This window comes from Nonomuraea sp. NPDC047529 (assembly GCF_040642995.1).
GTDB lineage: Bacteria > Actinomycetota > Actinomycetes > Streptosporangiales > Streptosporangiaceae > Nonomuraea.
This window is the reverse complement of the sequence record NZ_JBEYTJ010000045.1, coordinates 63,347-85,256: the sequence shown is the minus strand read 5'-3', so window position 1 is coordinate 85,256 and position 21,910 is coordinate 63,347. Positions and strand designations below refer to the sequence as shown.

16 protein-coding genes are annotated in these 21,910 nt (G+C 73.5%); 6 read left to right on the top strand and 10 right to left on the bottom strand.

The window, feature by feature from the left end; genetic code table 11:
- Nucleotides 1-242 precede the first annotated feature (242 nt).
- Nucleotides 243-2,183, bottom strand: coding sequence for a vWA domain-containing protein (locus ABZ815_RS44335; protein WP_357707703.1), 1,941 nt, complete (start codon nt 2,181-2,183; stop codon nt 243-245).
- A gap of 132 nt (nt 2,184-2,315) precedes the next feature.
- Nucleotides 2,316-3,584 (bottom strand): MFS transporter, encoded by a 1,269-nt coding sequence (locus ABZ815_RS44330; RefSeq protein ID WP_357707702.1) that lies wholly within the window; start codon nt 3,582-3,584, stop codon nt 2,316-2,318.
- A 212-nt stretch (nt 3,585-3,796) separates the two neighbouring features.
- Here ABZ815_RS44330 and ABZ815_RS44325 point away from each other — a divergent pair, with 212 nt between their 5' ends.
- The 3 genes from ABZ815_RS44325 to ABZ815_RS44315 all read left to right on the top strand — a co-directional run bounded on the left by ABZ815_RS44325 (nt 3,797) and on the right by ABZ815_RS44315 (nt 6,664).
- Nucleotides 3,797-5,176 (top strand): rhodanese-like domain-containing protein, encoded by a 1,380-nt coding sequence (locus ABZ815_RS44325; RefSeq protein ID WP_357707701.1) that lies wholly within the window; start codon nt 3,797-3,799, stop codon nt 5,174-5,176.
- 64 nt (nt 5,177-5,240) lie between these two features.
- Nucleotides 5,241-5,819 (top strand): rhodanese-like domain-containing protein, encoded by a 579-nt coding sequence (locus ABZ815_RS44320; RefSeq protein WP_357707699.1) that lies wholly within the window; start codon nt 5,241-5,243, stop codon nt 5,817-5,819.
- Nucleotides 5,816-6,664 carry a sulfite exporter TauE/SafE family protein gene (locus ABZ815_RS44315; RefSeq protein ID WP_357707697.1) on the top strand — a complete coding sequence of 283 codons (849 nt, stop codon included), beginning with the start codon at nt 5,816-5,818 and terminating at the stop codon, nt 6,662-6,664. The genes ABZ815_RS44320 and ABZ815_RS44315 overlap by 4 nt, the downstream gene beginning before the upstream one ends.
- On the opposite strand, the gene pta is transcribed toward ABZ815_RS44315, so the two are convergent.
- The 3 genes from pta to ABZ815_RS44300 all read right to left on the bottom strand — a co-directional run bounded on the left by pta (nt 6,650) and on the right by ABZ815_RS44300 (nt 10,407).
- Nucleotides 6,650-8,710 (bottom strand): phosphate acetyltransferase, encoded by a 2,061-nt coding sequence (gene pta, locus ABZ815_RS44310; protein ID WP_357707696.1) that lies wholly within the window; start codon nt 8,708-8,710, stop codon nt 6,650-6,652. The two genes, ABZ815_RS44315 and pta, sit on opposite strands and share 15 nt — an antisense overlap.
- 82 nt (nt 8,711-8,792) lie before the next feature.
- On the bottom strand, nt 8,793-9,320 hold the full coding sequence (locus ABZ815_RS44305; protein ID WP_357707695.1) for a hypothetical protein: 528 nt from the start codon (nt 9,318-9,320) through the stop codon (nt 8,793-8,795).
- A 112-nt stretch (nt 9,321-9,432) separates the two neighbouring features.
- The gene (locus ABZ815_RS44300) at nt 9,433-10,407 is read right to left on the bottom strand and encodes a nitroreductase family protein (RefSeq protein WP_357707694.1); all 975 of its coding nucleotides are present in this window, start codon (nt 10,405-10,407) and stop codon (nt 9,433-9,435) included.
- Between the two features lie 205 nt (nt 10,408-10,612).
- On the opposite strand from ABZ815_RS44300, the gene ABZ815_RS44295 reads away from it, so the two are divergent.
- Nucleotides 10,613-13,522, top strand: coding sequence for a pyridoxamine 5'-phosphate oxidase family protein (locus ABZ815_RS44295; protein ID WP_357707693.1), 2,910 nt, complete (start codon nt 10,613-10,615; stop codon nt 13,520-13,522).
- 34 nt (nt 13,523-13,556) lie between these two features.
- On the opposite strand, the gene ABZ815_RS44290 is transcribed toward ABZ815_RS44295, so the two are convergent.
- From ABZ815_RS44290 to ABZ815_RS44280, 3 genes are all read right to left on the bottom strand, one after another.
- Nucleotides 13,557-14,681, bottom strand: a complete 1,125-nt coding sequence (locus tag ABZ815_RS44290; protein WP_357707692.1) for a site-2 protease family protein — start codon at nt 14,679-14,681, stop codon at nt 13,557-13,559.
- Nucleotides 14,682-14,751: 70 nt separating this feature from the next.
- Nucleotides 14,752-15,597 carry a universal stress protein gene (locus tag ABZ815_RS44285; RefSeq protein WP_357707691.1) on the bottom strand — a complete coding sequence of 282 codons (846 nt, stop codon included), beginning with the start codon at nt 15,595-15,597 and terminating at the stop codon, nt 14,752-14,754.
- A complete protein-coding gene (locus tag ABZ815_RS44280; protein ID WP_357707690.1) occupies nt 15,594-16,439 on the bottom strand; it encodes a universal stress protein in 846 nt (281 codons plus the stop codon). The genes ABZ815_RS44285 and ABZ815_RS44280 overlap by 4 nt, the downstream gene beginning before the upstream one ends.
- Nucleotides 16,440-16,647: 208 nt before the next feature.
- On the opposite strand from ABZ815_RS44280, the gene ABZ815_RS44275 reads away from it, so the two are divergent.
- Together ABZ815_RS44275 and ABZ815_RS44270 are read left to right on the top strand one after the other, a co-directional pair.
- Nucleotides 16,648-17,553: a universal stress protein gene (locus ABZ815_RS44275; RefSeq protein WP_357707689.1), complete on the top strand. Its 906-nt coding sequence runs from the start codon at nt 16,648-16,650 to the stop codon at nt 17,551-17,553.
- A gap of 20 nt (nt 17,554-17,573) precedes the next feature.
- Nucleotides 17,574-18,401, top strand: coding sequence for a universal stress protein (locus ABZ815_RS44270; protein ID WP_357707688.1), 828 nt, complete (start codon nt 17,574-17,576; stop codon nt 18,399-18,401).
- Between the two features lies 1 nt (nt 18,402).
- On the opposite strand, the gene ABZ815_RS44265 is transcribed toward ABZ815_RS44270, so the two are convergent.
- Together ABZ815_RS44265 and mgtA are read right to left on the bottom strand one after the other, a co-directional pair.
- Nucleotides 18,403-19,119, bottom strand: a complete 717-nt coding sequence (locus ABZ815_RS44265; protein ID WP_357707686.1) for a universal stress protein — start codon at nt 19,117-19,119, stop codon at nt 18,403-18,405.
- Between the two features lie 13 nt (nt 19,120-19,132).
- Complete coding sequence (gene mgtA / locus ABZ815_RS44260; RefSeq protein ID WP_357707685.1) at nt 19,133-21,862, bottom strand: magnesium-translocating P-type ATPase; 2,730 nt, start codon at nt 21,860-21,862, stop codon at nt 19,133-19,135.
- Nucleotides 21,863-21,910: the final 48 nt, after the last annotated feature.

The following is a 21,910-nucleotide window of genomic DNA, read 5'->3' as shown; positions in this document are numbered from 1 at the left end:
CCCCTGCAACCTCCAACTCCTCTACCAGGGACGCAGCCCCAGCTCCGGCGGCGACTACGGCCTCCTGCCCTACCGACCGGGTCTGCTCACACTCCGGCACTGACGGCCCGAGGGGGGCGGGAACGGCCGTCCCCAGGTTCTCTGGAAACCGTCGTGGGCGGGCTCGGCACAAGGCCGGGCCCGCCCACGTCAGCTACGGCCGGCCGGTTCGCCCGCATGCGGCGGGCGGCCGGCGGAGGGCGTCACTCCCATCGTTCGCCGGGGTACGACCACGGCGGCAGGTCCCCGCAACCGAGGGCCGACTTGTGGCAGACGTCGTGCCAGTCCGGGTGCTGCTCGCAGTGACCCCAGTGCGACTGCTCCTCGTGGCAGACGTCGTGCCAGTCCGGGTGCTGCTCGCAGTGACCCCAATACGGATGTGCCTTGTGGCACTCCCCCGGGTGGGACGGGGTGGGCGTCGGTGTCGGCGTGGGCGTGGGCGTCGGAGTGACGACCGGCGTGGGGGTCGGTGTCGGGGTGGGCGTCGGAGTGACGACCGGCGTCGGAGTCGGGGTCGGGGTCGGAGTCGGGGTCGGGGTCGGAGTCGGGGTCGGGGTCGGGGTCGGGGTCGGGGTCGGGGTGGGTGGGCGGTTGTAGACGGTGCAGCTGACGGCCGCGTCGCTCGGCACCTCGACCGTGAACCCGAGCCCGCCGCTGTTGGTCACCGGCACCTCGGCGCCGGTGTCGATCAGGCGGCAGACGGCGTTGCGCCCGTCCTGGGTGACCAGGGTGTGGCCGGGGTGCTGGGCTTCGGTGACGGTGACGTCGGCCGACGGGGTCTGGCTGAAGGTGAGGTCGAAGTTGACCGATCCCGTGCCGTCGTCGGTCGTCGACTCGGTGGCGGGCAGCCCGCCGATGCCCGGCGTGGTGGTCTCGGCGCCGAACTCCCAGCCGGGGCCGGCCGGGGTGGCGCCGGTGACGTCCTCACCGGTGTTGCCGGACGGGACGATCTGCTTGACCACCGACAGCGACCCCCGGCACTGGGCCTGGACGATCTCGCGCAGCGCCTGTCCGGCGGCGGCGTAGTCGCTGGTCTGGAAGTAGTCGGCGGCGGCCGCGTTGGAGCCGTCGAAGGCGGTGGTGCCGGAGATGGCGCGCAGGTTGAGCGCGGTCAGGCCGGTCACGCCGTTGCCGACGCCGACGGCCAGGACGCGGGTGCCCTCGGCCTTGACCGCGTTGGCGGAGAAGATCCCGGCCTCCACCTCGGCGATGCGGGTGTTGCTGCCGTCGCCGAGCAGGGTGTCGTAGTAGGTGGGGTTGCCGTCGGTGAGCACCACCAGCAGGTCGTAGCGCGGCGCGGCCTCGGCGACCGCCCACAGGCCGCGGTCCCAGTTGGTGCCGCTGCCGAGCTGCCAGTCGGCGTACTGGTTCTTGAACGCCTCGGCGCCCGCCTCGGTGGACACCGGCATGAGGTCGGGGTTGTTCGTGGTGCCGGCGCTGGGCGAGTTGCGGTCGAAGGTGAACAGCGCCATCCGGGACGGGGTGCCGGTCAGCGCGTCGGTGAAGGTGTCGGCGGCCGCCTTCAGGTCGGGCAGCGCGCTGCCCACCGAGGCCGACAGGTCGAGCAGCAGCGCGACGTCGAGGCCGCAGGTGAGATCGGGCCGGGGGTTGACCCGTGACTGCTGCCAGATCCCGGTCGAGGCGGTGGCGTCGCCGCGAGTGTTGTTGATCATGAAGTCGCTGGTGGAGGAGTACGTGGTGCCGCTCTCCAGCGCGGGGGTCTGGAAGACGTACGGCGTGGCGACGGAGTTGGACCCGCTGCCGCGGCCGGTCCGCAGCTCGGGGTTGGTGTACCAGCCGTCGGGGGCGGAGATCTGCCTGACGTAGAAGCGCGCGCCCTCGTTGGCGCCGCCCGGCGCCGTGTCGGGGACGACGAAGCTGCAGTCGCCGTCGCCGTCCGACACGCACACGCCCCAGTCGCCGTCAACCGGGGTGGTGGCGTCGGGGCCGGTGAACAGGCCGAGCTCGACACCGGCCAGCGGGCCCACCGTGGTGTCGCCGGTCCGGTCGCCGCCGGTTCGCACCGTCACCACCGACGTGTCCGGCGATGGCTCGGGCACGACCAGCGGGGACGACGGGACCGCGAGCAGCCCGGCACACAACACCTTCGCCATCCTGACGGCGACTACGCGAACACTCTTCATCTTCCCCCCTGAGCAAATCAACCACTACGGACTGTAACCAGAGGGAGATCAAGGAACGCTCCCGCCGTTTCCGGCGACACGGACAATGCCGACCGCACCTTGGGCCGCGCTTGACGCAGGCCGGGCGCGCCGTCAGCCCGTCGTGCGGTCGGTGATCCAGCGGGCGGCGAGCAGGCCGGAGACGGCGGTGAGGACGGCGCCGGCGACGACCGTGGCGCCGAGGCCGAGCGCGTCGGCCAGGACGCCGGCGACGAGGGCTCCGGCGGCGTAGCCGATGTCGCGCCAGAAGCGGTAGGCGCCCAGGGCGTTGGCACGCCAGGCGGGGTGGGCGTGGTCGGAGACGGAGGCGATCAGGGCGGGGTAGACCATGGCGGTCCCCAGCCCGAGGGCGACGGCGGACAGGACCCCGGCGAGCAGGGGGACGTCCAGCAGGACGAGGGCGAGCAGCAGGCCGGCGGCCTGGACGAACATGCCGGTGACGATGAGCGGTTTGCGGCCGAGGCGGTCGGCGAGGTGACCGGCCGGGATCTGGCCGATGCCCCACAGGAGCGGGTACAGCCCCTTGATCAGCCCGACGGCGGCCAACCCCAGGCCGTGGTCGGTGAACAGCAGCGGGAAGACCCCCCAGGTGAGGCCGTCGTTGAGGTTGTTGACGAGGCCGGCCTGGCTGACGCCGCGCAGCGAGCGGTCGCGCCAGGAGGTGCGGGCGAACACGGCGGCCGGCCCCGGGGTCTCACCGGCGGCCAGGGGCCGGGGATGCCGGTCGAGTTCGAGGGCCACGTGGGCGGCGGTGTCGCGGACCACCAGGGCCAGCGCCAGGCCGGCCGCGACGAAGACGACGCCGACGAGTTCGGGGACGGGACGCAGGCCGTAGCCGGTCGCGAGGTAGCCGGTGAGCAGGGCGGTGGCGCCGACGGCGGTGTACCCGGCGGCCTCGTTCAGGCCGGTGGCGAGACCGCGCCGGGCGGGCCCGACCAGGTCGATCTTCATGTTGACCGTCATCGACCAGGTCAGCCCCTGGTTGAGGCCGAGCAGGACGTTGGCGGCCACGATCCACCCCCAGGAGGGCGCCCAGGCCAGGACGAACGGGACGGGGACGCCGATCAGCCAGCCGGCCACGAGGAGCTGCTTGCGGCGGAACCGGGCCGTCAGGGCGCCGGCGGCCAGGTTGGTGAACGCCTTGGTGAGGCCGAAGGCGACGATGAAGGAGAAGACGGCGAGGTCGCTGGTCAGGCCGAAGGTGTGGGCGCCGATGAGCGGCACGGTGGTGCGTTCGAGGCCGACCAGGCCGCCGACGGCGACGTTGACGACGACCAGCAGGGAGAACTGGACGGCGTTCGCCCGGAGCCCGAGACGTACGGGCGGGCGGCCGGTCGCGGCGGGCGCGGGATTGGTCTTCACGGGCGGAGGTCCTTCGCACCTGGAACGAGGTCGCGCCAGAGGGCGGCGGGGGCATTCGTCCAGGTCACCATACCCCCATAGGTATGCTGGGCGATACCCGGAGGGGTATTTGACATCCGCTTCACCCACAACCTACTGTCGGGTACAAGATACCCGGGGGGGTATGGACAGCCGCCGCCCCCACCGGTCGCGTTCCTCACGAAGGGATTGCCGTGTTCTTCACCCAGTACTACCTGGACTGCCTCTCGCAGGCGTCGTACATGATCGCCGACGAGGGCACCGGCCACGCGGTGGTCGTCGACCCCCGGCGGGACGTCTCCGAGTACCTGGCCGACGCCCGCGCGCACGGCTTCACCGTCGTCGGCGTCGTCAACACCCACTTCCACGCCGACTTCGTCGCCGGGCACCTGGAGATGGCCGACAGCACCGGCGCCTGGATCGGCTACGGCCGGCGCGCCGAGACCGAGTACCCGATCCGCAAGCTCGGCGAGGGCGAGCGCATCTCCCTGGGCGACGTCGCCCTGGAGATCATGGAGACGCCCGGCCACACGCCGGAGTCGATCAGCGTCCTGGTCTACGAACGCGCCGGGGACCGCGACCCGTACGGGGTGCTGACCGGCGACGCGCTGTTCATCGGGGACGTCGGCCGCCCCGACCTGCTCGCCTCCGTCGGCGTCACCCCCGAGGAGCTGGGCGCGATGTTGTACGACAGCGTGCAGAACAAGCTCATGGGCCTGGCCGACGAGGTGCGGGTCTTCCCCGCGCACGGCGCCGGCTCGGCCTGCGGCAAGAACCTCTCGACCGAGAAGCAGTCGACCATCGGCGAGCAGCGGGCCACCAACTACGCGTGCGCGCCGATGGACCGGGAGTCGTTCGTCGCGCTCGTCACCGCCGGGCAGCCGGCCGCGCCCGGCTACTTCGCCTACGACGCCGACCTCAACCGCAAGGAGCGCGCCCGCTACGACGCCTCTGCCGCCCCCAGGCCGCTGACCCTCGACGAGTTCACCGGGCTGCGCGCCGCCGGCACGGTCGTGGTGGACGCCCGCGACCCGCAGGACTTCGCCGCCGGCCACCTGCGCGGCGCCGTGAACGTGCCCGCCGACGGGCGCTTCGCCGAGCAGGCGGGGACCGTGCTCGACCCGGCCGGCGAGCTGGTCGTCATGGCGCCGCAGAACCGGGAGGAGGAAGTCGTCACCCGGCTGGCCCGGATCGGCTTCGACCGGGTCGCGGGCTACCTGCGCAACCCCGACGACGCCCTGGTCGAGCTCGCGGACGAGGTCGCCCCGGCCAGCCGCCTGACCGCCGCGCAGCTGCGCGCCGCCCTCGCCGGCGACGCCCCTCCCGTCGTCGTGGACGTCCGCACCTCCGGCGAGCGCGAGGCGAACGGCTTCATCGACGCTGCCGTGCACATCCCGCTGAGCGAACTGCCCGCCCGCAACCGCGAGCTGCCCGCCGACCGGCCCGTCGTCCTGCACTGCGCGGGCGGTCACCGCTCGTCCATCGCGGCGAGCCTGCTGCGGCACCGCGGCTTCCAGGACGTCTCCGACGTCCTGGGCGGCTACGCCGCGTGGGCCCTGTCGGCCGGCGTCTGACCCCATTTGCTGACGCACGTCCCCTCTATACCCCCCGTGGTATTCGAACCCGAAGGAAAGTCTCATGAGCACCGCCCCCACCTCCTCCCTCACCCCCGCCGTGCTGCGGCGGCTCGTCGCGGAAGGGCGGGCGCCGCGCCTGCTCGACGTGCGCACGCCCGGCGAGTTCCGTACGTCGCACATCGCGGGCTCGTACAACGTGCCGCTGAACACCCTGCGCGAGCACCGGGCCGAACTCCTGAGCCACCTCGACGAGGACGTCGTGCTCGTCTGCCGCTCCGGAGCGCGGGCCGCCCAGGCCGGGCAGGCCCTCGCCGAGGCCGGGCTGCCGAACCTGCGCGTCCTGGAGGGCGGGATCGTCGGGTGGGAGACGGCCGGCGCGCCCCTTGAGCGGGGGCCCGAGCGGTGGGACATCGAGCGTCAGGTCCGGCTGGTGGCCGGTTCGATCGTGCTGACCACCGGTCTGGCCGGGATCTTCGTGCCCGGCGCGCATCTGATCGGCACCGCGATCGGCGCCGGCCTGGTGTACGCGGCCGTCAGCAACTCCTGTGCCATGGGCGTCATGCTGTCCCGGCTGCCCTACAACCGCGGGCCGCGCCCGGACATCCGCACGGTGATCGCGCAGCTGCGGAAGACCCCGTGACCGTCCTGATCGTCGCGGCGTCCCTGCTCGTCGGCGTCAGCCTCGGCGTGCTGGGCGGCGGCGGGTCGATCCTGACCGTGCCGATCCTGGTCTACCTGGCCGGTCAGGACACCAAGGAGGCGATCGCCACCTCGCTGTTCGTGGTCGGCGTCACCAGTCTGGCCGCGCTGGTCCCGCACGCGCGGGCACGACGGATCCGCTGGCGCACCGGCCTGCTCTTCGGCGCGTTCAGCATGGCCGGCGCGTACGGCGGCGGACGCCTCGCCGAGTACGTCCCCGGCACGGCGCTGCTCGTCGCCTTCGCCCTGATGATGCTGGCCACGGCGGTCGCGATGCTCCGCAGGCCCCGGCACACCGGGAGGCAGGCGCGGCCCGCCCACGGCGAGCTGCCGCTGAAGCACATCGCGGCGGAAGGGCTCGTCGTCGGCGCCGTGACGGGGCTGGTCGGCTCCGGCGGCGGGTTCCTCGTCGTCCCGGCCCTGGCCCTGCTCGGCGGGCTGCCGATGGGCGTCGCGGTCGGCACGTCGCTGCTCGTCATCGCGATGAAGTCGTTCGCCGGGCTCGCGGGGCACCTGGCGGGCGTGGCGATCGACTGGCGGCTCGCCCTGACCGTCACGGCGGCCGCGGTGCTCGGCAGCCTGGTGGGCGGCCGGCTCGCGGGCCGCATCCCGCAGGACGCGCTGCGCACGGCGTTCGGCTGGTTCGTCGTCGTCATGGGCGTGTTCGTGCTGGTGCAGCAGATCGACACCGCCGTCTGGAGCCATCCGGTCACGTGGGCGGGGCTCGCGGCCGTGCTGGCCGCCGCGCTCGTCGCCCGGCGGTGGCGCGCCTCAGGCACCGGGTGACAGGTCAGGAGGCGGCGGCTCGTCGCGCACCTGGGCGGCCGTGACCGCGACGGTGGTGACGATGTCGGCCACGGTGGCGCCCCTGGACAGGTCGTTGACCGGCCTGCGCAGCCCCTGAAGCACCGGCCCCACCGCGACCGCCCCCGCGCTGCGCTGGACGGCCTTGTACAGGTTGTTGCCGGTGTTCAGGTCGGGCACCACGAAGACCGTGGCGTGTCCGGCCACCTGGCTGCCGGGCATCTTGGCCCGCGCGACGGCGGGGTCCACCGCGGCGTCGTACTGGATCGGCCCCTCCACCTGGAGGTCGGGACGGCGCTCACGGACCAGCTCGGTGGCGGCGCGCACCTTGTCGACCTCCGCCCCCGCCCCCGAGGCGCCCGTCGAGTACGACAACATCGCGATCCTCGGCTCGACCCCGAACATCGCCGCGGTGCGGGCCGAGGCGATCGCGATGTCGGCGAGCTGCCCGGCGGTGGGGTCGGGGTTGACGGCGCAGTCGCCGTACACCAGGACCCGGTCGGCCAGGCACATGAAGAACACGCTGGAGACCAGCCCCAGCCGCAGGATCTCGAACGCCGGCCTGATCGTGTGCGCCGTGGTGTGCGTCGCGCCGGAGACCATGCCGTCGGCCAGGCCGGTGTGGACCATCAGCGTGCCGAAGTAGGAGACGTCGGTGACGGTGTCGCGGGCCAGCTCGACGGTCATCCCCTTGTGCGCCCTGGCCTCGGCGTAGGCGTGGGCGAACCGCTCGCGCAGCTCAGGGTCGAACGGGCTGAGCACCCTGGCCGCGTCCAGGTCGAGGCCGAGCTGGGCGGCCTGGACCCTGATGCGGGCGGCGTCGCCGAGCAGGGTGAGGTCGGCCACGTCGCGGCGCAGCAGGATGTCGGCCGCGCGCAGGATGCGCGGCTCCTCGCCCTCGGGCAGCACGATGTGCCGGCGCCGGGCGCGCGCCCGGTCCAGCAGCTCGTACTCGAACATCAACGGCGTGACGACGTCGGTCTTGGCGATGTCCAGCCGGTCCAGCAGCAGCCGGCCGTCCACGTGCTCGGCGAACAGGCGCAGCGCCGTGTCGATCTTCCCGCCCGCCTCGGGCGTGAACCGCCCCTCCACGGCCGAGAGCCGGGTCGCGGTGTCGAAGGTGTCGTGACCGGTGGCGATCACCGGCAGCGGGATCGTCATGCCGCGCAGCAGCCGTTCCACGGAGGCGGGCAGGTCCGTGCCGCCGGTCAGCACCACCGCCGACAGGGACGGGAAGCCCGGCGCCTTGTGCGCGGCGATCAGGCCGGGCAGCAGCGCGGCGGCCCGATCGGACGGGATGATCACCGCCGCGCCCTCGGTGAGGCGCTCCAGGATGCCCGGCAGCGACATCGCGCCCACCATCAGCGCGCTCGCCTCCCGGCCGAGCCCGTCGCGCTCGCCGAGGAAGAACCGGCCTTCGCAGGCGTCCAGCAGGTCGGCCACCGTGGGCGCGCGCAGCGAAGGCGCCTCCGGCAGCACGAACACCGGCGTCGCGTGGCTGGGCGCGAGCGGCCCGCCGGCCGACCGGGTGACCACGACCGCGAGCTCCTGGGCGTGATGGTGGGCCAGCTCCCTGGACGACACCTCGACCGCCGCGGCGATCCGGGCGGCCGTCCGGCCCCGTCCGCTCACCACGTTGATCACGGGGGTGCCCAGGTCGGCGGCCAGACGGGCGTTGAACCCGAACTCCGTCGGCGCCCCCACGTCGGTGTAGTCGGTGCCGACCACCACGACCGCGTCGCACCGCCGGGCCAGCGCGCGGAAGCGGGCCACGACGTCCCCGGCCGCGCGCTCGACGTCGGCGTGCACCTCGTCGTAGGTGACACCCGCGCACGCCGCGTAGGGCAGGGCGAGCTGGAACCGGCTGCGGATGGTGTTGATCAGGCCGTCCTCGCGGCCGGCCCGTACCACCGGCCGGAACACGCCCACGGTCCCCACCTGCCGGGACAGCAGCTCCACCAGCCCCAGGGCGACGGTCCCCTTGTTGCTCCCCGCCTCGCCCGCGGCGACATACACAGCACGTGTCATGACACTCATTCTCGATGTCCTGGTACGTCGGAAACGCCACGGGCCCACCCCGTCGAGGGATGGGCCCGTGGCCGGAGGCCGGTCACCTGAGCCAGGCGTTGCGGCGGACGATCGGCAGGTTGCCGAGTCCGAGGGTGGTGCCGGCGCCGGTCAGGGCCAGGCCGATGAGGACGATGGCGTAGATGATGTGCTCGTCCAGGAAGGGGTTGGTGGCCAGGGGCAGTTCGGCGGCCCACATCATGGCGAGCAGGAGGGTGCCGGTGACAGCGGCGACGCGGGTTCCGACGCCCAGCACCAGGGCCGCGCCGATGCCCAGCAGGCCGGCCATGAACAGCCAGTCCACCCACGCCTGGCCGGCCAGGCCGGCGAACAGGCCGCCGAGCGCGTTCTCGCCGGTGCCCTTGAGGAAGCCGGTCGTGGGGCTGCCGCCCGCCAGCCACGCCTTGTTCGCCGGGGTGGCGAACCCCCAGCCGAACGTCTTGTCCAGGAACGCCCACAGGAAGACCCAGCCGATCGCGATCCGGGCCAGCGCCCAGACGTAGTCGACCGGGGTGCGCTCCGCCTTGGCGGCGGCGACGTCCGTCACAGGGCGGTGAATGGTGGTGGCCATGGCGGGCCTTCCTTTCGGTGGGGGGTGTGTCCTTGTTCGCACTTCCATTCCACTGGTTCCGCCGGCCCGCGATCAGTGTCGTACGCCCCTCGCTCGAAGGACCTTGGTCCTCTCATTCCAGGACGTCGGACAGCGGGCGCCGGGGCGTGCCCTTGCCCTCGTGGGTGACGCCGAGCCTCATGAGCATCTGCGGGTACTCCCCCGAGAACAGCTCCAGCCGCAGGAACTCGCGCAACAGGTCCAGCTCAAGGGCCTGGGTGTGGAAGGCGGCGCTCACCCCGTGCGCCGAGGCGTGCAACAACATCCGTTGCAGCGCCTGCCCGGTGGCCAGCCACTCCTTGCGGCCGTCCTCCCGCGTCGTGATCACGGCCACCACCCCGGTGGCCGTCTCCTCCTGACCGCCCGGCGCGCCCCAGCCGTGCCGCCACGAGTAGTGACGCTGAGGGAACTCCGCCTCCGTCGGCGCCGCCTCCCGCGGATAGCTCCCGGCGGGCACGCCGTCGGCACGCGTGCTGCCCGGCGGCCTGGCCCACCCGACGATCTCCAGGCTGAACCGCTGATCGGCGGCCTGAACGCCCTGCGCCGCCCGCGTGAGCGCCGCCAGCACCTCCACCGCCTCCCCGGACCGGACCGGCGTCAGCTTCACGCCCTCACCCAGCGCCCCCGCCACCAGCGACTCCACCAGCCGGTCGGGAACCGGGACGTCGGCGAACCCCGCCCGATGCGTGTGACGGCGCTCGATCTCACCGCCCAGCGACCGCGTCTCCTCGTCGGGCTCGCACTCCTGCCCCGGCCTGATCGTCGCCAGCAGCCCCGGCCGATCGGGATCGGGAAGAACCCGCACCACCGGCTCGAAGCCCGCGCACCGCATCGCCGTACGCATCGTGAACAGCGCCGCACCACAACTGATCACCAGTTCCCGGCCGGACACGTCACCTGCCGAGAGCTTCCGGGAGGTGTCGGCCTTCAGCCCGATCTCCTCGTCGGAGACCGAGAAGACCCACGGCTGGGTGTTGTGCACGGAAGGAGCCCAACGCCCGGCCTCGACCGCCGCGTCCATGGCCTGCCTCGGCGAGCGCGCGCTCATGGTCCACCTCCAGAAGACGATGAGCACAGCGCATCACATCGGCGACCCTCAGTGAAGCAGCCCCGCCCGATCAAAGGACCAACGGCCCTGTCTTGGGGGTCGGGCAGCTGGGTAGCGTCACCGACATGGCCGCCCTTGACCTGCACCGGCTCCCAGCCGCGGTCCGCGACACCGACCGGGACGGGCGCGTCCGCGCGGGGTCGCCGTGAACCCGTGGACGCTCACGTACGAGGGCTTCGCCCCGGCCTCGGTCAGGCTGCGCGAGGCGCTGTGCACCCTCGGCAACGGCCGCTTCGCCACGCGCGGCGCCACGCCCGACGGCCGCATCCGCACGCCCGGCACCTACCACGCGGGCTGCTACGACCGGCTGGCGTCCGAGGTGGGCGGCCGGACGGTCGTCAACGAGGACCTGGTCAACCTGCCCGACTGGCTGCCGCTCACCTTCGCCACGCCCGGCCAGGACTGGTTCGGCCCGGAGCTGGCCGAGCTGCTGGACTACACCCAGGAGCTCGACCTGCGCCACGGGGTGCTGCTGCGGGAGCTGCGCTGGCGGGACGGGCAGGGCCGGGTCACCCGGGTGCGGCAGCGCCGCCTGGTCTCCATGGCCGACCCCGCCCTGGCCGCCCTGGAGACGACCTTCACGGCGGAGAACTGGTCGGGGCCGCTGCGCGTCCGCGCCGGGCTGGACGGGCGGGTCGCCAACGACGGCGTCGAACGCTACCGCGACCTGCGCGGCGACCACCTGACGGAACACGCCACGGGCCGCCACGACGAGCTGACCTGGCTGACCGCGACGACCCGCTCCTCCCGCGTCACCGTCGCGCTCGCCGCCCGCGCCGACGGCCCCGCCCCCGGCTCGGGCTCCGTCTCCGTGGCGCCCGACCACGTCGCCGTCGAGTACGTGCTTGCGGCCGTCGAGGGCGTGCCGGTGACGTTCACGAAGGTCGTCGCCCTGCTGACCTCGCGCGACCCCGCCGTGCACGACCCGCTGTCGGCCGCCCTGCGGCGCGCGGGGACTGCGCCGGGCTTCGCCGAGCTGCTGGCGGCGCACGCCGCGGCCTGGGAGCGGCTGTGGGAACGGGCCGAGCTGAACGTGGACGGGCCGGAGCTGTCGCAGATCGTCCACCTGCACATCTTCCACCTGCTCCAGACCCTGTCCCCGCACACGGCCGACCTCGACGCCGGGGTGCCCGCGCGGGGCCTGCACGGCGAGGCGTACCGGGGGCACGTGTTCTGGGACGAGCTGTTCGTCCTGCCCTGGCTCAACCTGCGCTTTCCCGAGATCTCCCGCGGCCTGCTGCGCTACCGGTGGCGCCGCCTGCCCGAGGCCCGCGCGGCGGCCCGGTCGGCCGGGTACGACGGCGCGATGTTCCCCTGGCAGAGCGGCAGCGACGGCAGCGAGGAGACCCAGACCTTCCACCTCAATCCCGACTCCGGACGCTGGCTGCCGGACGTCTCCCACCTCCAGCGCCACGTCGGCCTCGCCGTCGCCTACAACGTGTGGCAGTACCGCCTGGCCACCGGCTCCCTGCCGTCGTGGTGCGCCGACCTGATGATCGCCATCGCGCGGTTCTTCGCCTCGCTGGCCGTGCTCGACCCCGGCTCCGGCCGGTACGAGATCCGCGGCGTCATGGGCCCCGACGAGTACCACACCGCCTACCCCGGCGCCGCCGGACCCGGCCTGGCCAACAACGCCTACACCAACGTCATGACCGTGTGGCTGCTGCGGCACGCCCTCCAGTTGGGCGCTGTGGACGGGCCGGAGGCGGCGCGGTGGGAGGACATCACCCGCCGCATGCGGGTCGACTTCCACGAGGGCGTCATCAGCCAGTTCACCGGTTACGCCGAGCTGGCCGAGCTCGACTGGCAGCGGTACGGGGGCGTGCGCCGCCTCGACCGCGCGCTCGAAGCGGACGGCGACGACGTCAATCGCTACAAGGCGTCCAAGCAGGCCGACACGCTGATGTTGTTCTACCTGCTCGACGCCGGCGAACTGCTGGCGATCCTGGACCGGCTCGGCTATCCGGCCGACCCCGGCCTGATCCCGCGCACGATCGAGTACTACCTCGACCGCACCAGCCACGGCTCCACCCTCAGCGCCGTCGTGCACGCCTGGGTGCTGTCGCGCTCCGACCGGGCGCGCTCCTGGCAGTTCTTCGCCGAGGCGCTGGTCGGCGACGTGCACGACGTCCAGGGCGGCACCACGGCGGAGGGCATCCACCTGGGCGCCATGGCCGGGACCGTGGACATGCTGCAACGCTGTTACCTGGGCCTGGAGCCGAGGCCCGAGGGCCTGCTGCTCAACCCGCTGGTGCCCGCACGGCTGGGCACGCTGTCGCTGCCGGTCCTGTTCCGCGGGCGCCGGATCACCGTCGAGGCCGACCACGACGGCACGCGGGTGGATGGCGTCCCCGTGCCGGGCGGCGTCGGCCTCGTCCTCACGGAGAAGGAGATGATCATGACGAACAGTGGTGACTTCGGACGCAGGGTGACCCACCACCGCGACCGGCTCGGTCTCACGATCGACCAGCTCGCCGAGCGGGCCGACATGTCCCCGGGCTATGTCACGTACCTGGAGGGCCATCTCGGCGTCCCCGACAGGAACACGGTGACCCGCCTGGCCACGGCCCTGGAGACGACCCCGCAGGACCTGCTCGGCGGTGGCCGTGACCGTCCGCCGGGCCCCGGCGCCGGGCCGGAGGAGCCGGTCATGGACGTCCTCGACCCCGAGGAGTGCCTGCGCCTGGTCGCGCCGGGCGGCATCGGGCGGATCGCGTTCAACGGCTCCCACGGGCCCACGGTGCTGCCCGTCAACTACCGGCTGCACGAGGGCGCCGTGCTGTTCCGGACCGCCCGCGGCGGCCCCATGGACCAGGACCTGCGCACCGGCCTGGAGGGCGTGGACATCATGATCGGCTTCCAGGTGGACCGGATCGACGAGGTGCGCAAGGAGGGCTGGAGCGTCCTGATCCAGGGCCCGGCCCACCACGTGCCCGAGGACGAGGTCGCCAAGCTGGCCGAGGCGGGCGTCACGCCCTGGGCGGGCGGGGAGCGCCATCTGTTCATCCGGATCGTCCCGCACCAGGTCACGGGCCGCCGCGTGCACGGCCTGTAGCGACGGCCTGTAGCGACGGCCTGTAGCGACGGCGTCAGACGGTCGCGGCGGGCCGCAGCAGCGCCTGTTGCAGCGTCCTGCCGAGGTCCGCGTCCGTGATCATGCCGGTGACGAGGCCGTCCTCGACGACCACGGCACGCAGGCCGCCCGTCCGCGAGGGGCGCTCCAGCAGGGCGGTGGCGTCGTCGTCCGGCGACAGGACGCGTGGCGGCGTCTGGGTCGCGACCAGCGCCTCCACCCTGGTCTCCCCCCTGCGTTCGGCGGGCACGGCGAGCAGGGACTCCAGCGACACCGCGCCGAGCGGGGCCCCGTCGAAGCCCACGACGGGGAAGACGGACTGGTGGGAGCCGAGCACCACCGCGTCGACCAGCCCCTGCACGGTCAGCCAGGCGGGCGCCAGGTCCGGCGTGGCCGTCATGACGTCCCGTACCGACACTCCGCCGAGGCCGCGCCGGGCCGCCCTGCTCATGATCTCGCCGCGGGCGGCTCCCGCGATGTACCAGCCGGTGATCACCAGCCACATCCCGCCCAGCGGGCTCCACACCCAGATCACCGCGAACCCGGCGAAGGTCAGGGTGAGACCGATGCCGTAACCGGCCCTCGCGGCGCCGACGTCGGCGCGGTGGCGATCCCCGTATCGGCTCCACAACAGCCCGTGCAGCACCCGCCCGCCGTCGAGCGGGCTGCCCGGCAGCAGGTTGAACACGCCCAGGATCAGGTTCATCATGGCGAGCCAGGCCGCGGCGGCCCTGGGCACGCCCGGCGGCAGCACCGCCGCGGCGGCGTAGGCCAGGCCGCCGAGGAGCAGGCTCGCGACGGGGCCCGCGGCCGCCGTCGCCACCTCGCTCGCGGGCGTCCTCGCCTCCTCGCGGAACTCCGTGACGCCTCCCAGCGCCCAGAGCGTGACGCACTCCACCTCCATGCCGCACCGCTTGGCCGTCAGCGCGTGCGCCAGTTCGTGCGCGAGCAGGGACGCCATGAGCAGCAGCCCGATGACGACCCCGGCCACCCAGTACGCCGCCCTTCCCGCCCCCGGGGCGGCGGCGGCCAGGACTCCGGAGCCCAGCGCCACCACCACGAGCGCGACGATGCCCAACGCGGACCAGTGAGCGCCGACGGGGATTCCCGCCACCCGTCCGAAGCGCAGGGTTTGCCTCATACTTCCAGCTTGCACGCTTCTCCACCCTTCTGACCAGCGACGTTCCGCCCGAGCCCCTCCGGCACGCCCCTCAGGGACGGACCACCGCGACGGGACAGCGGGCATGGTGCAGCACTCCCCTGCTGACCGAGCCGAGGAGCAGCGACCCGAACGTGCCCCGCCCATGTGAGCCGACCACGACCAGGTCGCACGGGACGCCGGTGAGCGCCTCGACCGGATGCGCGCTCTGGACGTCCTCGATCACGTTCACGTCGGGACATCTCTCCCTCCAGCCGGCGGTCCGGCCGCGGACCGTCTCGTGCTGGGCGGCCCGGACCTCGTCCAGGTCGTAGGCGATCTCGGGGGCGAAGGCGTGCACGGGCAGTTGCCAGGCGTGGACCAGGCGCAGCGTGGCGCCGCGCAACCTGGCCTGCTCGAAGGCGTAGCCGATCGCCGGTTCGCAGGTGCCGGAGCCGTCGACGCCGACCGCGATCTCACCGACCGGCTCCCGGCCCTCGGCGCGCACCACCACGACCGGGCAGGCGGCGTGCCCGGCCACGTGCACGGTCACCGACCCGAGCAGGGCTCCGGCGAACCCGCCCAGCCCCCGGTTGCCGATGACCAGCTCGTCGGCCTGCCGCGCCTGCTCCTGGAGCACGGCGGCGGGCGTCCCCTCGACGACCTCGGCGCGCGTCCTGAGCGACGGCTGACGGGCGCGCGCGACCGCCTCCGCGGCCTCCAGCACCCTGGACGCCGCCACCAGCAGGTAGTTGCCCTGGCCGTAGTCGGGGAACCTGGTGACGGCGTACGGCTGCCGGTCCAGGGCGTGCACGATCCGCAGTTCGGCGCCCGTGCGGGCCGCGTCGTCGGCGGCCCATTCGACCGCCGCGGCGCCGGGGGCCGAACCGTCGGCCCCCACCACGATCAGACCGGTCACAACGCCTCCTCCTCCGCGTGCGGCCGCACCACCGCCACCGGGCAGGCCGCGTGGTGCAGCACGCCGTGGCTGACGGAGCCGAGCACCGCGGAGGAGAAGCCGCCCCGTCCGCGCGAGCCGACCACGACGAGGTCCGCGGCGGCGGCGGCCTCGGCGAGCGCGGCCACGGGATGGCTCCGCACCTGCTCGTCGGTGATCTCGACGTCGGGGTTCTCGTTCCTCCAGGGGATCACCCGCGCGCGGGCCGACCTCGACTCCTCCTGGAAGGAGTCGGCCAGCAGATGGCTGTAGGCCGCCCAGTACGGCGACACCGCGGGCGTCTGCCAGGCGTAGACCACGTGCAGGCGGGCGCGGCGCGCACGGGCCTGCTCGACGGCGTACGCCATGGCCTGGCGCGACCCCGCCGAGCCGTCGTCACCGGCCACCACCAGGTCGTGCCGGACGGCGACGACCCCGCGGACGACCACGACGGTGCCCGCGGCATGCCCGGCCACGGCCCTGCCGACCGATCCGAGCACCATGCCGGCGAACCCGCCCATGCCCCTGCTGCCCAGCACCAGGCTGTCGGCGTCGGCCGATTCGCGGATCAGCACGTCGATCACGTTGCCCGTCAGCATCTCGGCGCGGACCTCGACGTCCCCGCTGATCGCGCGGGCCCGGTCGGCGGCGGCCTCCAGCGCGCCCGCGCAGTACCGGGCGTCGTCCACGCCGAGCACCCACTGTTCACAGACGTGCACGACGCGTAGCGGGAGCCCTCTGCGCTGGGCGTCGCCGGCGGCCCATTCCACCGCGGCGGTCGATGACGCGGAGCCGTCCACCGCGGCCACGATCCGTCCGCGCATCATCCCTCCTTCGCCGTCAATATCCGCATTCCCTCCCATAGGGGACGGAAAGCAGCAAAAACCTCAAAAGACGTCAAGTTTCGGGAGGAACCGCATGACGGGCAAGCAGGTTAGGCCAAGAGTTTCCTCCCCTGTGGGGCTCATCGCGCGGGCCCCGGGAAGGCTCATCCGCGCAGGTACCCGGACGAATCACCTCCCGGAGGCGGCATTGATCGACGAACGCGCCGGCCGGCCCGTGCTCGTCGGCTACGACGACTCGATCGAGAGCCGGCACGCGTTGCACTGGGCGGTCGCCGACGCGCGGCTGCGCGGGCTGCCCGTCCTCGTCTGCCACGCCCTGCACTGGCCCTACGCCCCCAGGCCCGTCGCCCAGGAGATCATGGAGCACATCGAGCCGATGGCCCTCGGCGTCGTGGACGAAGGCGTCCGGCGGGCCAGGGAGCTGGCCCCGGAGCTGGACATCCAGCCGCTGCTGGGGCGGGGCACCCCCTCGGCGGTGCTGCTGGAGGCCGCGCGGGACGCCGAGCTGACCGTGCTCGGATCCCGCGGGCAGGGCGGGTTCGAGGGCCTTCAGGTGGGGTCGGCCGCCGTCCAGGTGCCCGCGCACAGCGTCACGCCGGTCGTGGTCGTACGGCCGCCCCTCCAGCCGCCCACCCGGCAGGACGTCAGGATCGTGGTCGGCCTCGACGGCTCACCCGCCAGCCTGGCGGCCTTCGACCTCGCCCTGGACGAGGCCGCCCTGCGCGAGGGCACCGTGACCGCCCTGTGCTGCTGGGCGGACTGCGGGTCGTCGTCCTGGCAGGAGCCGCTGCCCTTCGTGGACTCGCACGCGCTGCGCAGAGGCGCGGAGAACCGCTTCCGCGAGGTCGTCTCCCACCTGGCCCGCAGGCGCACCGAGGTGACGGTGGTCACCGAGTTCCTGACCGAACGCCCCCAGCGCGTCCTGGTCGACGCCTCCAAGGACGCCACGCTCCTCGTGCTCGGCAACCGGGGCAACGAGGCCCCTCCCTGCCTGCTGCTCGGAGCGGTGACCCAGGCCGCGCTGCTGGAGGCCAGGTGCCCGGTCGCGGTGACCCCCGGGGCCGTCCTGAGCCCGCGGCTGCCGCCGGGATGACACGAGAGGAGACGGACGAGATGGCCGGACGGATCGTCGCGGGGGTGGACGGGTCGCCGCCTTCGCTGGCGGCGGTCGAGTGGGCCGCCGCGGACGCCCGCAGGCGTTCACTGGACCTGCGCCTGGTGCACGTGTGCGAGCAGTGGTCGCGGGACGCCGGGATCGTCGAGTACTGCGCCGGGATGCTGGAGGCGGCGGCCGACCGGGCGCGCGGCCTGGCGCCCGGCATCGGGATCGGCACCGAGATGCTGCCCGGCCCGGTGGTGGCCGACCTGGTACGGGAGTCGGCCGAGGCCGACAGCCTGGTGGTGGGCAGCAGGGGGGTGGGCAGCTTCGCCGGCATGGTGCTCGGCTCGACGAGCCTGGCGCTGGCCGGGCACGCCGCGCGGCCGGTCGTCGTCGTCCGCGAGGCCGCCACCGTGCGGCACGGCAGAGTCGTGGTCGGGTACGACGGGCCGCACTCCCGCCCGGCCATGGAGTACGCCGTGACGCAGGCGCGCGCCCAGGACGCCGAGCTCCTGGTGCTCTTCGCCTGGCAGCCGCCGATCCTGTCGTCGTACGCGGCCGCCTACAACATGCTGAACGAGGACTTCCAGGACCGGGCCCGGGTCGCCGCCCAGGAGACGGCTCCCTGGCGGGAGGCGCACCCGGACGTGCGGATCGTCGACGACCAGCGCTGCGACCATCCCGTGGCCGCGCTCAGGAACGCCTCCTCCTCGGCCGACCTGGTCGTGGTGGGCTCGCGTGGCCTGGGCAGGTTCGCCTCGGCGCTGCTGGGGTCGGTCAGCCACGGCGTGCTGCACCACGCGGTGTGCCCGGTGGCCGTGGTGCCGTCGCCGTCCGGCTGACTCACGGCCGGGGGTGGTCCCCCGGCACGACGGCGACGGGGCAGGGCGCGTGCTGCGGGAGGGAACTCGTGGTGCCGAGGTGCGCGGCCCGCGGCCGGCCCACGACGACGAGGGTGGCCCGCTCGTGGGCCTCGCCCGGCTCAATGCGGACGTCCGGGTGGCGGGCCGGCCACTCCCCCAGGTCGGCGGAGGCCACCAGGGACAGCCCGCGCAGGGCCGCCTCGGCGAACGCGAACTCGACGACCGGCGCCTCGGGCTCCCGCTCGGCCAGGACGACCGGGCCCGGCCGGGTGGCCTTGGGCAGCGGTCCCGGGCCGCGTACGACGATCACCGGGCACTCGGCGTGGGCGGCGGCGTACCCGGCCACCGAGCCGACCACCGCCCTGGGCAGCGCGCTCAGCCCCCGGGAGCCGACCACGAGGAGCGCGGCCCGGCCGGAGAGCTCCACCAGGCGCTGGGCGGCCGGGCCCTCGTACAGGTCGGTCTCCACGCGGATGCCCGAGCTGGTGGAGCGGGCGCACTCGGCGCCGTGCCACAGGACGTGCTCGGCCGCCTTGCGCAGGTGGGCCTTGGCCTCCTCGTCCGCGTCGCCGTACGGCCACTGCCAGGCGTGGACGACGGTCAGCGGCAGGTTCCTGAGCTCGGCCTCGTCCAGCGCCCAGTCCAGGGCCTGCACGGAGAAGTCCGAGCCGTCGTAGCCGAGCACGATGCGATCCAAGTCCGTGGTCCCTTCAGTCGTCCCCAGGGCTCATCTCCCCGCGAGCCGGCCGACCACGCTGGAGCGCCCCTGTTTGACGGGACCTTGGTCCTCCTTTTCCGGCCGCGCGGGTCCGGCGCCGCTCGCGGGCGGCCGTACTGAAACGGTGGGCCCTGCGGTGCGTGCGGTGGGCGGCGGTACGCCCGCCACCGGCGAGGGCCTGCGGCGCGGCCCGGTAGAAGCGGCGCTTGCCGAACTCGATGAGGGCCAGATAGGCGGCCACCATCAGGCCCAGCGCGACGAAGAAGGGGCCGGGCAGCGGCTGGAAGCCCAGGACGCCGGCGAGCGGGGTGGCCGGGATGACCGCGCCGAGGGCCACGACGCCGAGGGCCGCCATCAGCAGGGGGACGCTCGGACGGCTGCGGAAGAACGGCACGCGCCTGGTCCGGATGGCGAAGACCACCAGCACCTGGGTCGCCAGGGACTCGACGAACCAGCCGGTGCGGAACAGCGGCGGCCCGGCGTGGAAGACGCCGAGCATGACCGCGAAGGTGACGAAGTCGAACACCGAGCTGATCGGGCCGAAGAACAGCATGAACCGCCGGATCAACGACACGTCCCAGCGGGACGGGCGCCGCAACTGCTCGGGGTCGACGTTGTCGGTGGGGATGGCGAGCTGGCTGGAGTCGTAGAGCAGGTTGTTGAGCAGGATCTGGGAGGGCAGCATCGGCAGGAACGGCAGGAACGCCGAGGCAGCGGCGGCGGAGAACATGTTGCCGAAGTTGCTGGAAGTGCCCATCAGGACGTACTTCATGGTGTTGGCGAAGATCTGCCGGCCCTGCGTGACGCCGTCGGCCAGGATGTCGAGGTTCTTCTCCAGCAGCAGCACGTCGGCGGCGTCCTTGGCGACGTCGGTGGCCGCGTCGACGGAGATGCCCACGTCGGCGGCGTGCAGCGCGAGGGCGTCGTTGACGCCGTCGCCGAGGAAGGCCACGTCCAGGCCGTTGCGCCGCTGGACGCGCACGATCCGCGCCTTGTGCTCGGGGCTGACGCGGGCGAACACGACGGCCTGTTCGATGAGCGCGGCCAGCCGGACGTCGTCGGCGGCCTCGACGTCCTGCCCGGTCAGCACCCGGCCGCCGGGCAGGCCGAGGTCGGCGCACAGCTTGGCCGCGACCGCGGGGTTGTCGCCGGTGAGGACCTTGACGGTGATGCCGAGCCCGGCCAGGCGTTCCAGCGCCCGCGAGGCGCCGGCCTTGGGCGGGTCGAGGAAGACCAGCAGGCCGCGGAAGGTCAGGTCGTGCTCGTCGGCCGGGGTGAGGGTCGCCTGGCGGGCGGCGGCGCCGGACAGCCGCCGGGTGGCGACCGCGACCACGCGGTTGCCCGCGGCGAACTCGGCCTCCAGCACGGCCCCGGCCCGGTCGCCGACGGCGGCGCAGCGCGCCAGCACGGCCTCCGGGGCGCCCTTGGTGATGATCATCCGGCCGTCGTCGTCCTCGACCAGCACCGAGGCCGCCCGCCGTTCGTGGTCGAAGGGCACGACGGCCAGGCGACGGCTGGCCGGCCCGGGTCGGAGGACGGCGGCGGGCGCCTCCCACAGGGCGACGTCCAGGAAATTGCCGCTCGCCGTCCGGCCCGTCTCACCGTCCTGGCCGTCGAGGACGGCCTCGTTGCACAGCAGGCCCAGCTCCAGCACCTGGTCGTCGGGCCGGCCGTCCGGCCCGAGCGAGCGCATGAAGCTGATCCGGCCCTCGGTCAGGGTTCCGGTCTTGTCGGTGAACAGCACGTCGATGTCGCCCAGGTCCTCGATGCAGACCAGCCGTTTGACCAGCACCCGGTGCTGAGCCAGCCGGTGGGTGCCGGCGGCCAGGCTGGTCGAGACGACGGCGGGCAGGAGCTGGGGGGAGATGCCGACGGCGATCGCCAGCGAGAACAGCAGCGCGTCCAGCACCGGGCGGTGCAGGACGAGGTTGATGACGAAGATCCCGGCGGTGAGCGCGGCGGCGACGCGGACCAGCAGCATGGAGAACTTGCGCAGCCCGATCTGGAACTCGGTGTCCGGATGGCGTTCGCCGAGCTGGAGCGCGATGCGCCCGAACTCGGTCCGTCCGGCGGTGGCCACCACCACGCCGGTGCCGGACCCGGCGTGCACGACGGTGCCCATCAGCGCGCAAGCGGACAGCTCGGCCAGCGGCGTGCCCGGACCGACGGGCCGGACGGCCTTGGCCACGGGCAGCGACTCGCCCGTCAGCACCGACTCCTCGCACTCCAGCCCCGCCGTCGAGACCAGCCGCAGATCGGCCGGGACGATGTCCCCCAGCCGCAGCGTGACGACGTCGCCCGGGACCAGCGTGACCACGTCCACCAGCCGGGGACGGCCGTCCCGCAGGGCAAGGCAGCGGTGCCGGATCTGGGTGTGCAGCGCCTCGGCCGCTTTCTCCGCCCGGTACTCGTTGAAGAAGCCCAGCCCGACCGAGACCGCCAGGATCACGCCGATGATCAGCGCGTCCGACGACTCGCCGAGGAAGAACGACGCGGCGGCGGTGACGGCCAGCAGGATCAGCAGGGGCGAGCGCAGCTGGCGGGCCAGCACCGCGACGCGCCTGGCCCGGTGGGTGCGCAGGGAGTTGGGGCCCACCACCGCCAGGCGGCGCTCCGCCTCGGCCTGGGTCAGGCCGCCGGTCGTGCCGTCCAGCCGGGCCACGACCTCCTCGACCGGGAGCCCGGCCGCGGCCGTGACGTCCAGCGCGTCCTTCCCGTTCATGTTCCGGTCTTCCCGCTCGTCTCCTCCTGGTTCTGGGTTACCAGGCCC

Coding starts and splice junctions, on each gene's coding strand:
- mgtA (WP_357707685.1), bottom strand. CDS start 21,862: ATGAACGGGAAGGACGCGCTGGACGTCACGGCCGCGGCCGGGCTCCCG.
- ABZ815_RS44320 (WP_357707699.1), top strand. CDS start 5,241: ATGAGCACCGCCCCCACCTCCTCCCTCACCCCCGCCGTGCTGCGGCGG.
- ABZ815_RS44300 (WP_357707694.1), bottom strand. CDS start 10,407: ATGAGCGCGCGCTCGCCGAGGCAGGCCATGGACGCGGCGGTCGAGGCC.
- ABZ815_RS44290 (WP_357707692.1), bottom strand. CDS start 14,681: ATGAGGCAAACCCTGCGCTTCGGACGGGTGGCGGGAATCCCCGTCGGC.
- ABZ815_RS44280 (WP_357707690.1), bottom strand. CDS start 16,439: ATGCGCGGACGGATCGTGGCCGCGGTGGACGGCTCCGCGTCATCGACC.
- ABZ815_RS44305 (WP_357707695.1), bottom strand. CDS start 9,320: ATGGCCACCACCATTCACCGCCCTGTGACGGACGTCGCCGCCGCCAAG.
- ABZ815_RS44335 (WP_357707703.1), bottom strand. CDS start 2,183: ATGAAGAGTGTTCGCGTAGTCGCCGTCAGGATGGCGAAGGTGTTGTGT.
- pta (WP_357707696.1), bottom strand. CDS start 8,710: ATGACACGTGCTGTGTATGTCGCCGCGGGCGAGGCGGGGAGCAACAAG.
- ABZ815_RS44270 (WP_357707688.1), top strand. CDS start 17,574: ATGGCCGGACGGATCGTCGCGGGGGTGGACGGGTCGCCGCCTTCGCTG.